Origin of the sequence: Acinetobacter sp. Res13-Abat-PEC15-P4-01, from assembly GCF_015676285.1 — a bacterium.
GTDB lineage: Bacteria > Pseudomonadota > Gammaproteobacteria > Pseudomonadales > Moraxellaceae > Acinetobacter > Acinetobacter nematophilus.
Map to the genome: position 1 here is coordinate 21,848 of NZ_JADAIN010000026.1, position 13,050 is coordinate 34,897.

10 protein-coding genes and 7 pseudogenes are annotated in these 13,050 nt (G+C 36.6%); 11 read left to right on the forward strand and 6 right to left on the reverse strand.

Annotated features, from left to right (window positions below):
- The first annotated feature begins 13 nt into the window (after positions 1-13).
- The 4 genes and pseudogenes from IMO47_RS11050 to IMO47_RS11065 all read left to right on the forward strand — a co-directional run bounded on the left by IMO47_RS11050 (position 14) and on the right by IMO47_RS11065 (position 3,309).
- Positions 14-1,159 (forward strand): hypothetical protein, encoded by a 1,146-nt coding sequence (locus tag IMO47_RS11050; protein WP_242052643.1) that lies wholly within the window; start codon positions 14-16, stop codon positions 1,157-1,159.
- Positions 1,160-1,171: 12 nt separating this feature from the next.
- Positions 1,172-1,470 (forward strand): annotated as a pseudogene (locus tag IMO47_RS11055) (IS3 family transposase); the annotation flags it as partial.
- A gap of 384 nt (positions 1,471-1,854) precedes the next feature.
- Entirely contained in the window at positions 1,855-3,054 is a 1,200-nt protein-coding gene (locus IMO47_RS11060; RefSeq protein WP_196075357.1) for an integrase arm-type DNA-binding domain-containing protein, read from the forward strand.
- A gap of 33 nt (positions 3,055-3,087) precedes the next feature.
- On the forward strand, positions 3,088-3,309 hold the full coding sequence (locus IMO47_RS11065; RefSeq protein WP_169025154.1) for an antitoxin HicB: 222 nt from the start codon (positions 3,088-3,090) through the stop codon (positions 3,307-3,309).
- A 267-nt stretch (positions 3,310-3,576) separates the two neighbouring features.
- Here IMO47_RS11065 and IMO47_RS11070 read toward each other — a convergent pair whose 3' ends face one another.
- Positions 3,577-3,828: a hypothetical protein gene (locus IMO47_RS11070; RefSeq protein WP_169025145.1), complete on the reverse strand. Its 252-nt coding sequence runs from the start codon at positions 3,826-3,828 to the stop codon at positions 3,577-3,579.
- A 194-nt stretch (positions 3,829-4,022) separates the two neighbouring features.
- On the opposite strand from IMO47_RS11070, the gene IMO47_RS11075 reads away from it, so the two are divergent.
- The gene (locus IMO47_RS11075; RefSeq protein ID WP_169025146.1) at positions 4,023-4,244 is read left to right on the forward strand and encodes a helix-turn-helix transcriptional regulator; all 222 of its coding nucleotides are present in this window, start codon (positions 4,023-4,025) and stop codon (positions 4,242-4,244) included.
- Between the two features lie 557 nt (positions 4,245-4,801).
- Positions 4,802-5,103 (forward strand): annotated as a pseudogene (locus IMO47_RS11080) (transposase); the annotation flags it as partial.
- Positions 5,104-5,177: 74 nt separating this feature from the next.
- On the opposite strand, the pseudogene istB reads toward IMO47_RS11080, so the two are convergent.
- Positions 5,178-5,456 (reverse strand): annotated as a pseudogene (istB, locus tag IMO47_RS11085) (IS21-like element ISAba8 family helper ATPase IstB); the annotation flags it as partial.
- Between istB and IMO47_RS11090 the strand changes: the two are divergent.
- Both IMO47_RS11090 and IMO47_RS11095 read left to right on the forward strand, forming a co-directional pair.
- Positions 5,440-5,841 (forward strand): annotated as a pseudogene (locus tag IMO47_RS11090) (IS3 family transposase); the annotation flags it as partial. The pseudogenes istB and IMO47_RS11090 overlap by 17 nt on opposite strands.
- A gap of 761 nt (positions 5,842-6,602) precedes the next feature.
- Positions 6,603-7,937: an ISNCY family transposase gene (locus IMO47_RS11095; protein ID WP_196075358.1), complete on the forward strand. Its 1,335-nt coding sequence runs from the start codon at positions 6,603-6,605 to the stop codon at positions 7,935-7,937.
- A gap of 154 nt (positions 7,938-8,091) precedes the next feature.
- Here the strand turns inward: IMO47_RS11095 and IMO47_RS11100 are convergent.
- Positions 8,092-9,032 (reverse strand): annotated as a pseudogene (locus tag IMO47_RS11100) (IS5 family transposase).
- Positions 9,033-9,270: 238 nt separating this feature from the next.
- Between IMO47_RS11100 and IMO47_RS11105 the strand changes: the two are divergent.
- The 3 genes and pseudogenes from IMO47_RS11105 to IMO47_RS11110 all read left to right on the forward strand — a co-directional run.
- Entirely contained in the window at positions 9,271-9,816 is a 546-nt protein-coding gene (locus IMO47_RS11105) for an Ail/Lom family outer membrane beta-barrel protein (RefSeq protein ID WP_117007608.1), read from the forward strand.
- 103 nt (positions 9,817-9,919) lie between these two features.
- Positions 9,920-10,171, forward strand: coding sequence for a helix-turn-helix domain-containing protein (locus IMO47_RS19635; RefSeq protein WP_107681057.1), 252 nt, complete (start codon positions 9,920-9,922; stop codon positions 10,169-10,171).
- Positions 10,140-10,786 (forward strand): annotated as a pseudogene (locus IMO47_RS11110) (IS3 family transposase); the annotation flags it as partial. The gene IMO47_RS19635 and the pseudogene IMO47_RS11110, both read left to right, overlap by 32 nt.
- A gap of 59 nt (positions 10,787-10,845) precedes the next feature.
- On the opposite strand, the gene IMO47_RS11115 reads toward IMO47_RS11110, so the two are convergent.
- The 3 genes and pseudogenes from IMO47_RS11115 to IMO47_RS19640 form a co-directional block, all read right to left on the reverse strand.
- Positions 10,846-11,376, reverse strand: a complete 531-nt coding sequence (locus tag IMO47_RS11115) for a ricin-type beta-trefoil lectin domain protein (RefSeq protein ID WP_228253108.1) — start codon at positions 11,374-11,376, stop codon at positions 10,846-10,848.
- 60 nt (positions 11,377-11,436) lie between these two features.
- A pseudogene (locus tag IMO47_RS11120) lies at positions 11,437-11,820 on the reverse strand (transposase); the annotation flags it as partial.
- A 244-nt stretch (positions 11,821-12,064) separates the two neighbouring features.
- Complete coding sequence (locus tag IMO47_RS19640) at positions 12,065-12,256, reverse strand: hypothetical protein (protein ID WP_114237925.1); 192 nt, start codon at positions 12,254-12,256, stop codon at positions 12,065-12,067.
- Positions 12,257-13,050: the final 794 nt, after the last annotated feature.

Genomic DNA, 13,050 nt, shown 5'->3' on the forward strand with positions numbered 1-13,050 from the left:
TAAGAAACCAGTTTTGATTTCAACTTCCACCACTTTTAACTTCGGTTATTTATGGGAGGATTACCATGCCAAAAGTGCAGGTAAGACTGACAACACTACAGGTACACAATCAAATAGCCTAAGCAATATTCATGATGATGAACAAGGAAAAAATTTCGTTTTTTCCTTTAAGCCATTGGTGCTCAAGAGTTTGGTGTTGAGTATTGCAGCGATTACTGGAGTGAATGTTTGGGCAGATGATAACTACGCTCATACTTCAACCGAGACAGCTTTAGGTTCAGCGAGAGGTACACCGCATGCCACAACAACTACAGCAGGAAGAATTACCGCAGTGGGTGGCATTACTGTAACCACTGACCCAGCGACAGCAGGCACAAGTATTGATGATATTGATTCATTTACAATGGGTGGGGTAACGACAACCAAAGCAGCCGACCCAGCTAAAGTAGCAGCCTTTATCAATGCAGCCAATAAAGGCGGAAATATTGCGGTTGGGATAAATAGTAGTGCAATGGGAACGGCAAATATTGCATCGGGTAATAATAGCAGTGCAATAGGTAGCCAAAACACTGCCAGCAAAGCACGTAGCAATGCCATTGGTTCACGCAACCAAGCCACAGGCGCACATGCCAATGCCATTGGTTCAGGTATTGATAATACTGTCTTTACCACAGGTACAGGCGGTGTCATTACTTCCGTTGATGGTATTCCGATTACCACCACCGCAACAACGATTGCAGGTTTAACTGATACAAACATCACAGCGATTGATGGCAAGACCAGTCTAACTTATGCAGAAAGATCAGCATTTATAGCTGCACTAAATAAAGGAGTAAATAAAGCTTCGGGTATCGCAGCCAGTGCGGTCGGTGTGAGCAATAATGCCAGTGGTATAGGTAGTAATGCAGTTGGTTTTGCTAATACCGCATCGGGTAATTATGGCAGTGCAGTTGGTTTTGCTAATACCGCATCGGGTAATTATGGCAGTGCAGTGGGTTTTAATAATACGGCATCAAGTGACTATAGTGTTGCATTGGGATTAAGCAATCAAGTTAGTTCTTATCTTTCGAATGGGTATGGGACAGCAGTAGGTGCATATAACTTAGTTAAACATGGCGATTTGAACCGTACCGGGTTTGTCGGAGAGTCAATATTCTGAGAGACTATCCTGATGACAAAATTAAAATATACCCCTGAAATCAGAGAAAGAGCGGTTCAATTATTGATTGAATCCGAGAAAGATTATCCATCGAATTGGGCTGCGATCACAGCTATTGCTCCCTGAGCAGTATACTGCGCAAGAGCTGTACTCCTGAAACACTACGTGTTTGGTATCAAAAATATTTAAATAAACAAAATCCAATTAAAGTACAGCAGCTTTCAGACCAAGAACGTATCAAACAACTGGAACGCGAAAATAAAGAACTGCAACGTGCGAATCAAATTCTACGTAAAGCAGCTGCTTTTTTCGCTCAGGCGGAGCTCTGTTAGCGGCAGTGTAAAAATGACCCCCTTGGTGACATATTCAGCTCCTACAAAATTCAATAGTAGCTGAAGATCGACTTAATGCGACAGAACCGAAATATTGCCTCAAATAACTAAGGTTCGGTTACTAGGTCTGTAAAACAAACCCATTGCAGAATAGTGTTTAACTATCACTGATTATTGTTGCTTAATACAGGTTTTAACAGTGGTTACTTTTTTGGTTACTACAATATAGAATATCACAATAATATTAATAAAAAACAAATATATAAATATTTATGTGATGCGTAATATACGCATCATATATATTTGCTTCTATTTTGATATAATTGATCCAATCAATCCATTCATAGGTTTCATTTAAATTTCATGAGTCTTACTGAAATTAAGGTTCGCCAAGCACATTGCACGGAAAAAACTTATTTTTTATCCGATGAAGATGGACTTAGCCTGAAGATTGAGCCGAGTGGAAGAAAATCTTGGTGCTATCGCTATACAGATCCACAAACAAAAAAACGTCGCCGCATTCAGTTAGGGCTTTATCCTGATTTATCGCTGAAAAAGGCACGACAAGTCAGAGATGACTTTAAAGACAATAATTTCTGTTTTGAACATGATACTGCCTCTAATGTCATCACCTTTGGTAAGGTCGGGGAGGAGTGGTTACAGTTCAAACTGAAGAATGCCTTCAACGATCTACCCCGCTGTGGTGTACTACAGTTAGCAGAAAGATGCTTACAGCAAGATATTTATCCAGACCTTCAGGATTTACCTTTTCAAAACATCAAGCGTTATGACCTGGTTTCAGTAATCAAAAAAATAGAGGGACGCCAAGTAAAAGAACCTGTCAAGAAAGCTTGTAGTTATTTGAACCAAATTTATGACTACGCTGTAGCGATGGGTTATTGTGAATTCAACATCGCGCATGGTTTAAATAAAATCGCCATTAACAATAAAATCAAAAAGAATTATCCGTATTTGAAAGCGGAGGATATATCTGATTTTAAGTATAAATTACAAAAATTGGATGCCCATCCGATTATTAAAAAAGCACTGATGTTTAAATTATATACTGGAGTGCGAGGGGCTGAATTGTTATTGTCTGAGCCTCATCATTTTGATTTAAATGAAAAAATATGGAAAATACCTGCCTTGCATATTAAACAGTTTCGACGAAAAGTCATATTAGGCCATGAGATTCCAGATTTTTTAGTTCCACTTTCAAATCAGGCTTTAGAGATTTTGAAAGACGTCATGCAGTGGTCATACGGTGAAAAATATCTTTTTGCTAGCCCTCGCAAACACAATCAACCGATTCATTTTAATACTCTAAATATGGCCATACGTAAGATGGGGTATGGCAAACATCAACTATCTTCTCATGGATTACGTTCAACTTTTAGTACCATTTTGAATGACTCAGGTTTGTTCCAAGATAATTGGATTGAGGCACAACTTTCACATATTGATAAGAACCGTACCCGTGCCAGCTATAATCACGCTGACTATTTAGCTCAACGGACTGAAATGATGCAGTGGTGGGGTGATTATTTAAGTACTAGTAAGTGAAAATCGTACTTTTAAACATAAACTTAAAACATGATGGGGTGTCAAATGGATAGTAAACAATATACTTATCGTGTTAAATGGTCAGCAGAAGATAATGGGTATGTTGGATTGTGTGCTGAGTTTCCATCATTGTCTTGGCATGATGCGGATCAGTCTAAAGCATTCTCAGGAATAGAGAAGCTCGTTGCTGATGTTGTCGCTGATATGATTAGCAATAATGAAAAAGTTCCTACACCACTCTCCGGAAAAATATAGTGGTCAGTTTATTGTCATTGTTCTCAGTGGTTTAACAAAAACTAGCCCTCGCAGCCGCAGAACGTGGCGTGGACATAAATTGTTTAGTATCAGTAAAAAGAGCGATGTAATTTTAGTCTGTACTAATGAGTGATAGAGCAGGACAGGAGCAGGAACTTATGCTTCATATATTCAGTAAATTGTATGTTTTTGAATTAATAGGTATTTTTAAATAAAGCTTTCTTTAATTTAGTGCTTTTTATTTAAAAAATTAATTTTAAAAACAACTTAGGCTAATTGATAAACACTATCTGGAAAGATTAAAAGAAAATATTTTTTAATTTCTGCTAAGTCATTTAAGGCAGGTTCTCTTTCAAGCAGTTGAAATGTCCAAATAAGTACAGCCTGATGATTATCATAACAAGTATTTACTCCAAGAAAATTAGCCATTCCATAACTTCTATTGATGTTCATTTCTTTAATTAATTGATTTCCTAAGTCACGAGCTTGCTGGCTGATCAATAATTCATTTGGCATCACGGTGAGTAACTCCACAAAATAATCTGATGCAGGTTCAATCCTCATACGTAAGAAGTTATAATCTAATTGTGATAGATAAATTATACTTTCTATGAGTTAAAATAACCTGCTGTAGGTTTAATTTAGCAAAGTATTACCAATTCAGCAACTTAAAATAACTCACAGCAAGTTATTTTTTGTAATTAAATTGATATATGATTACTTGTAAGTTATCCAGCCTCATGGGCGATCGAAAAATTTTAAAATTAAGTGACGTGGTACATGCAACAGGTATCAATCGCAATACGCTGACAAGTATGTATTATGACCGTGCTGTACGTATTGAATTACCAGTCGCTGATAAGTTGTGTAAGTACTTTAACTGTACGATGAATGATTTGTTTGAGTTTAAGGAAGAAGTTGAAGAAAAAGATTAACCAATACTTCTTTTGATAAGTTTCTCTACAGGTCTAATACTGGATTTTATAAAATTTCATCGAAAACAGAGATTTACTTTATTATTTATATAAAGGAATAAATCGAATGATAGAGGTATTTTTCTTATAACTTAGTTAAGAAGAAGAGCTAATGACCCACAATAGCTGTAACTATTGTGGGTTTGTTCCATGTAATGCAAATGGCCGTACACGGAATTTAAAATGACTTCACTGCAATTCTCATCTTACGTTGCGATTGTATTTATTGCAAGATTTTGAGTCTTTTTACATGATTTTTCATTTAACGATTTAAATTTCTTCTTTTTATCATTTTGATAATTTTAAGTACCTGATCTTGACGTCATAGTGTTTGAGATCGAACGTTCGATAGATGTCCGCAATCCATCGAATAGCTGAACCTCATTTGAGGTGCGAAGATAGTCCAAGATATTTTCGCTCAAGAATTCTATAATTGAACCGTACCGGGTTTGTCGGAGAGTCAATATTCTGAGATGAGAAGTATTGCTTCGCAAGACGTAGCGAAGCGTAGTGTCCCGATGACAAAATTAAAATATACCCCTGAAATCAGAGAAAGAGCGGTTCAATTATCGATTGAATCCGAGAAAGATTATCCATCGAATTGGGCTGCAATCACAGCACTTGCGCCTAAGATTGGCTGTACTCCTGAAACACTACGTGCCTGGCATCAAAAGCATTTAGATCAGCAAAATCCTATTAAAGTACAACAGATATCTGATCAAGAAAAAATGAAGCAAATGGAACGTGAAATTAAAGAATTAAAGCGTGCCAATGAAATTCTACGTAAAGCAGCCTCTTTTTTCGCCCAGGCGGAGCTAAGTGTCAATGGCATTCTAAAATTGACCCCTTTTACCTTACAAATGGCAAAGTAAAATTGACCCCTTTGATCTCGTATTAAGTTTCAACCTGGGGCTGAATCGCAATTCTTTTTTTATCCTTCAAACGATAACTCTCACCCGATATCTGTACCACATGACAGTGATGTAATAGCCGATCTAACATCGCAGCGGTCAACGTAACATCATCCGCAAATGACTTAGACCATTGGCTAAAGGGTAAGTTACTCGTCAATATCGTACTGCCTTTTTCATAACGCTTGGCAATCACATTAAAGAACAAATTCGCTTCTTCACGTCCAAACGGTAAATAACCAATTTCATCGATATTAACCAAGGGGGTCAGTTTTTAAATGCCGTTAGGGGGGTATTTTTACACTGCCGCTAACACTAGACCGCCCATACAAATAATGGTGGATTTTATCCATAACAATAAAGATCGATATGGTGTTGATGCGATTTGTAGGATTTTACCGATCGCAGCTTCAACCTATTACCGAACTTTAGATCTCGCTGACAATCCAGAACATCAAGCGAAACGAGATCTACATGATGAGCATCATGCTGAACAAATTAAACGAATTTGGAAGCAAAGTTCAGGTCGATATGGTGTACGTAAAGTCTGGCAAAAATTAAAACGTGAGGGTTATGTTATTGCACGTTGTACAGTTGCTCGATTGATGCAAAAGCTAGGTATACAAGGTGTTTGGCGTGGTAAGAATATATGCTAAATACATCAGCAATATTAGGGACAAGACTATTCCGATTAGCCCTATCATTTTAAACATCCTATTTAAAATATTTTTGTATAATGATACATTTTGTATCATTATTAATATATTTGATTTTTTAGACATGTCAACAAAAAATCGAGAAGGTCGACTTTAGTTGTAGATTGTAAGTTTGAAAAATATTATTTAATTATTTTAAAACATAGACTTATGTTGATTTAATCTTGAAAAGAAGAAGTTGTTGATTGAAGGTTTGTAAAAATCTGAAAATAAATCCAAGGAATAGTGTATGTAATTGAATAGCCGTACTTATTTTTATATTTCTAATGAAATGATTTTTGACAAGCTGAAGTCGGATATCGATGAATATATCGAAGTTTGGTATAGCTCAAAGAGCTGTTGTGCTTCCAATGATTAGTGTTTCCCATTAGCTTATGAAGTGATTCATCAAAAGATGGTTAGATGTGTCAATAATTGGAGGAACTATTCGTAGAATCTATTTAATTTTGATTAGAATAAGACCTTAAACTTTATAGTTATATCCTTAAATTACAAGGTATTACACAACTGAAATTTTCACGAGTGACTTATAATATATTGAGATGATTAGATAACGCTAAGCACTCAATTTAACATAATCAAGATTATACGAAATCAACATGTTAGAACCCATTCAAAATGTCTATATTCTCACCAATAAAAATGTCTAGTTTATGATGGCTTAAACATCATGGACTGGATATGAAATATAGATGCTGATCACTATGTCTGACAAAGAAATTCAACGTCTTGCAGTTCTGCAAGACGTTCGAGATTATCGTATTACACAAGTCCGTGCTGCTGAAATCCTTAATCTTTCAACCCGTCAAATTACCCGGTTATTACAGAAGCTCAATCAAGATGGTGTTTCAGGTATGGCGCATGCCAGTCGTAGTCAACCTGGCCATCGTCGCCATGATGATTTATTAAAATCAAAATGTCTTTCCATTATTTCTGAACATCTGCTGGGATTTGGACCTACCTTGGCCCATGAGAAGCTCAGCAGCATGTTTGACCTGAATATCCCGGTAGAAACGCTTCGGCGCTGGATGACTGCAAATGACCTCTGGATTCCACGATCCAAGCGCCTTAAACGTCCATATCAGCCACGTTATAACCGGGATTGCTTCGGTGAGCTAATCCAGATTGATGGCTCATATCATGACTGGTTCGAAGGACGCGCTGCTAAGTGTTGCTTGCTGGTTTATATCGATGATGCCACTGGAAAGCTGTTGCATCTGCACTTCTGTGAGGCGGAAACGACCTTCGACTATATGCTTTCAACCCGAGCCTACATTGAACAATACGGTAAGCCTCTGGCCTTTTATAGCGATAAACATTCGGTCTTCCGAGTGAACCAGAAATCGAGCCAGGACAGCAAAATCACGCAATTCGGCCGGATTCTGAATGAGTTAAATATTGATATTATCTTTGCCAACTCACCACAGGCTAAAGGTCGCGTAGAACGCGCGAATAGAACCCTTCAAGACCGTTTGATCAAGGAGATGCGTCTGGAAGGCATCAGTTCAATTGCCAAAGCCAATGCCTGGCTACCCTGCTTTATTGAGCAGTTCAACCAGAAGTTTGCCAAGTGTGCGCGAAATTCAAAGAACTTACATCGTCCGCTAACTGAATCTGATGCTGAGCTGGAGGATATATTCACCTGGCAGGAAACGCGTAAGGTCACGCAGAACCTCACCATCACGTATGACAAGTGTATTTATCTGCTTGAACCGACAGAGCTAAATCATAAGCTTGTTGGGCAATACATTTCATTTCTGGAGTACCCGGATGGCACTTTGGCCCTCATGCATGAAGGACGAAAGCTCAACTACAGCATCTTCAATAAATTGGCTGGGCTGCAGCAAAATGAGATTGTTGAGAATAAACGGTTAGGTTCAGTCCTGGCGCATATTCAACAGCAACATGAAGTATTGGAAAAACAAAATAAACGTTCCCGGGCCAAGAAAAGTATGCCGAGTCGTAAAGCTCAGAAAGCTGTTATTGAACAAAGAAATTTAAATCCTGTGCTTGACTCTTGTGGTTAAAAACAGGACATTTTAAATGGTTTATCGCATAGACATTTTAATTGGTGAATAACACAACATGTAACTCCAAAATAGAAATGTCCGGTTTCTCCAAAGTAAAAAGGCTTTGTTGCACAAAGATTTGGAATGCAAAGCGCCCCTAATTGAGCCAAATTTAAGGCGTAACTTGGGTAAGTGGTCGACCTAATTCCGTAAATCTGTTGAGGACTGCTACACGTGCATGAATTTCATTCACCTGACTAGGAAAGCTTCTTGCCATTAATTTATCGCCTAATAATTTGATGCAGTGCATCTTAGTTTCAACCAAACTTCGCCGATGATAGCCTGACCATTTTTTCCATAGTGTCCTGCCTAAACGTTTAATTGTTCGAAGTCATTCATTTCGCTCTAGCGAGCTACTCTTTGTATCTTTCCATGGTTTCGCATTTTTTCTAGGTGGAATCACCGCATGCGCTTGCCGATCTGCAATGACCTGACGGCATTGCTTGGTGTCATAAGCTCCATCGGTATAAACAGAGTCAATCCGCTCATCTTGTGGAATCTGATCAAGTAAATCACCAAGCACCTGTGAATCACTGACATTATTGGTTGTAAGCTGAACTGCTCGTATTTGTAGGGTTTTGGCATCTATACCAATATGAAGTTTACGCCATTGGCGACGATATTCAGATCCATGTTTCTTGCGTTTCCATTCGCCCTCACCTAGAAACTTCATGCCTGTAGAGTCCATGAGTAGATGCAGCCCATCGCTACTTTTTTGGTAGCTGATTACAATATCAATATGCTTTTGTCTTCTACAAAGCGTGGTGTACGAATATCACTGATATTCGGGGCTGCTCATCCGCAAAGTTTAATCAGACTTTGCACAAAGCCAGTGACCATACGTAAAGACAGACGGAATAAGGATTTAATCATTAAGCAGCATTGGATGGCTGCGTCGGAGTAGGTTTGATTTCGCCCTTGTTTGCCTTTTGATGGAGCATACCATTGCGTAGCAGGATCAAACCAAATGGCAATATTTCCGCGACTCATGAGTGCTCGGTTATATGCGGGCCAATTGGTTGTGCGGTAGATTTTGTGTGTAGGCTTCTTCATTTGAAAATTATATCGCTGAAAAAGCCTTTACAGATAGGTTTGTGCAACAAAGCCATTAATATGATGAAAACCAAAACTAAAAAATTCGAAAATGATTCACAATTGTACTAAAAGGTAAATTATTTGGTCTTTTACAATACCCTTTTTATACTCATAATGACATAATAGTTGCAGTGGATTTATCCACTTAATAGTTATTCAAGTTAAGAATGACTAATAATCTATAAAAAGGTGTAAGATGATTCAAAATATTATTCGTGGCGCTATTTTTACTTGCGCACTAGGTATGTCTATTAATGCTGTTGCGGCTCAACATACAGTTTCTGTTGGCTATGCGCAAACAAAAGCGGAAGACTTTAAAGATTTAAAAGGTGTGAATGCACAATATCGCTTTGAAAGCGAATCTCCTGTAGGCGTGGTGGTTTCAACATCATATGTATCTGGTGATGACAAATCTAATTATGGTTTTGGCGAAGAAAAAGCTGAAGTTAAATCTTTTTCACTTTTAGCTGGTCCAGCATACCGCTTTAATGAGTATGTAAGTGCATATGCTTTGGCAGGATTTGCTAATGTTAAGGGCGATTACAGTGATCGTGAATTTGATGGAAGTTACAGCTATTCAGAAAGCATTACTAAAACATCATTTGCATATGGTGTGGGCGTAGCTGTTAATCCTGTGCAAAATGTATCTGTACATGTAGGTTATGAAGGTACGAAGGTTAAATTTAATGGAGAAAGCGCTAAGTTAAACGGATTTAACATTGGTGTAGGTTACCGTTTCTAAAATAATTTAGTTTTAATGGTCTCCAAGACAACTCAAAAGCCCTCAAAAATTAATCTGCACCCAAAAAATTGGACACACAGTCTGATTTGAAGGGTGCATTTTTATGTCAAGACAAAGAAGAACACTAGAGTTCAAGTTGGAAGTAGTACAGCATTTTATATCTACTTCTGATGGACAAAAAAGAACTGGAGCACGTTTCGGTATTGATGAAAGTCATGTAAGAAATCGGGCTAACTTATATAAATTACATGGTTTAGATGGTCTTAGAACCTCCAGAAGAACCTACACTCCTAAAGAAAAAGAATCTATTTTGTTGTACCGTATTAAGAAACACAGGTTTGGTTGTGAACCATAAGTGTGTACAGCGTCTTATGCAATCTATGAAGCTTAAATCGCGGATTAGAGCTGTGAAATATCGTTCCTATAAAGGTGAGATTGGTAAAATTGCTAACAATATATTACAGCGACAATTCAAGGCAGATAAACCTAATCAGAAGTGGGTTTAAGTGGGTTACTGATGTGACTGAGTTTAATGTTCAGAGTGATAAACTTTATCTTTCACCGATTATGGACCTATTTAATATTCCAAACTCAGCACAGACCAACCTTTTCGATAATCAGTATGATGCTACAGGATGCTCTCAGTAAACATAAACCAAACGATACCCTAATTTTACATTCTGATCAGGGCTGGCAATATCAAATGTTTCTCTATCAACAACAAGTTAACCAGCAAGGCCTAATTCAAAGTATGTCACGTAAAGGTAATTGCCTAGATAATGCAGCAATGGAAAGCTTCTTTGGAATTATAAAATCAGAGTGCTTCCATGGAGAGCAATTTAAATCAGTTGATGAGCTGGAACAAAAGGTGAAAGAATATATACACTATTACAACCATGAAAGAATCAAGGTTAAATTAAAAGGACTGAGTCCTGTACAGTACAGAATTCAGTCCTTAAAAGTCTCTTAATATCTTGTCCAGCTTTTTGGGGTCAGATCACTTTGAGGGCTTTTTTTAGGTAATCTTCCTTAGGGTGACGGAATAATAGTGAACTGCTGGCCACGATTATTACTACAGGTATACATCTTCATTTTTCCATTATAAATATCTAGACATTTACCACTATCTTGACTACGAATACGATAACCATCAAAAAACCATTTTTGATTGGCTTGGTTATTACACTGATATGCAATAACCTGAGCGCCATCATTTTTATTTGCTCCAGATACGTCTAAGCATTTTCCTTGCACAGTTATGCTTTTATCTTGATTGTAATTAAATTTTTGATGGGACGTACTTTGACAACGTGATGCCAAAAGTTCTTTTTGATTGAAGGGGCTCAATTCGACACAACGATTATCATGAGTACGAATTTGCAATGTTCTTAAACTATTAAGAGCAGGTATCGATGGGTTATCTATAGTAGTAGTTATTTCTTTATTTACAACTACTGGTACAGGAGATTCAACAACGATACATGCAGTTAAAAGTACACTTGAACTAACTAGAAGTATAAATTTTAACATTTTATTTAAAATATAAATTAAAGATAACATATAATATAATATAATTCAAAATTGTGTATTAATAATGAATTAATAGATCTCTTTCATAACTCATTTTTCATTCAATTCTAAGTTGTAAATTCCAGCAATTAAATTGAATCTTAAACCGAGCCTTTTCCCTCTATTTCGATAGCGCTCTGAAAGTATTTTGAAGGTCTTGAGTACACCAAATACATGCTCAATTCCTATTCTTCTTTTATTGATTTCACGGTTGTGTTGTTTTAATACAGGATCTAATTTACATCCTCGTTTTGCTTTTATTGGTATTAAACTTTTTTCATAAATCGCATAGATCCCTTGATAACCTTTATCCGCTAATACAAATGATTCTTTTGGAATTAAATGCTGATTTCTTTTAAATAATTCAAAGTCGTGTACTGCACCTTTGCACATACATAAACTTAGGATTTGCTGTGTTTTATAGTGAATGATCGCTTGTACTTTAAACGTATGGGCCTTTTGCTTGCCGCTATAGCTTTTCTTCTGTTTTTTTAGGACGTTGTACGACTATTTCTGTTGCATCTACGATAACAACATCCCAATCTAAACCTCCACCAACAGGTAATTTTTTCGGTAAATTAAATTTCTTAGAGCGGATTATAGATATGCGCTTTTTTATATTGTATCTTCTGAATCAGAATTCAGATTTATTTAACATAACTCTTATACACAGCCCAGGTTAGTCCTGGGCTTTTTGTTCGATCTGATCATTGGAAGCAAACATGCCAGGATTCGTGAACCGGATATTATTCTGACAGCTTTCGCAGAGCATCAATCCTGCAATTTTTTGAACATTTCCCCTTGATTCACATAAGATACAAGGCTGAGGAAAAGAAACAAGATTGGCCGAATTAACAACAAATTCGCTCATAATTAAAAATTCCTAGTGAGAACTCACTATTTTCAAATAAATTTCATACACTTAATATTAAAAATTGGTAATTTTGAGAACTTTTGTCGAAAATAATTTGAGAACTCATATATTTTATTTATTTTTCAATAGTTTGAGTGGTATTTAGCCTCATAGTTGAGAACTATGGTGAGTTCTCACTATAATTTTTAAAAAACATATATTTATTACAAATATGACCGTTTTTTGAGAACTCATTTTTAGAGCACATAAATAGCCAATTCATTTGCCACTTTTCATATCCAAACGACTGGTAAAAGTGACAAAATCATTACTCATTTATTATAAAAATATTTTGATACCACTTAAGATATTGATAATTAATATTAAAATAGCTAATGTTGGTATCATTCCAACAATACAAGTGATACCAAAAAAACTATTTATTAAACAATAGTTTAAGGTGTAAAAAGTGCCTTTTGTTGGTATCATAAGCGGTATCATTAAATTTATATATAAACCAATAATTTAACTACTTTTCTTTCTATTTTTTGGTATCAGATTCTTCATCATAATTAATCGTCTGCACCCTTTATAAATCGTGGATTTTGAGCTTTTATCTTTAGATGCGTGGTGTGTGAACCAAAAATTGCCGGTATGTACCGGCTCCCAATCCATTTCATTGACTGAACTGACAGTAAAGATAGTGCTTGGCCAAAAGAGATCCTGGCTATTGTGTTTCTAAGAGAAAAATCTATAAGCGCAAACTCTAGCCTACAGATCAAAAATAAAACCCAAGTTAAAACGCTCTTACA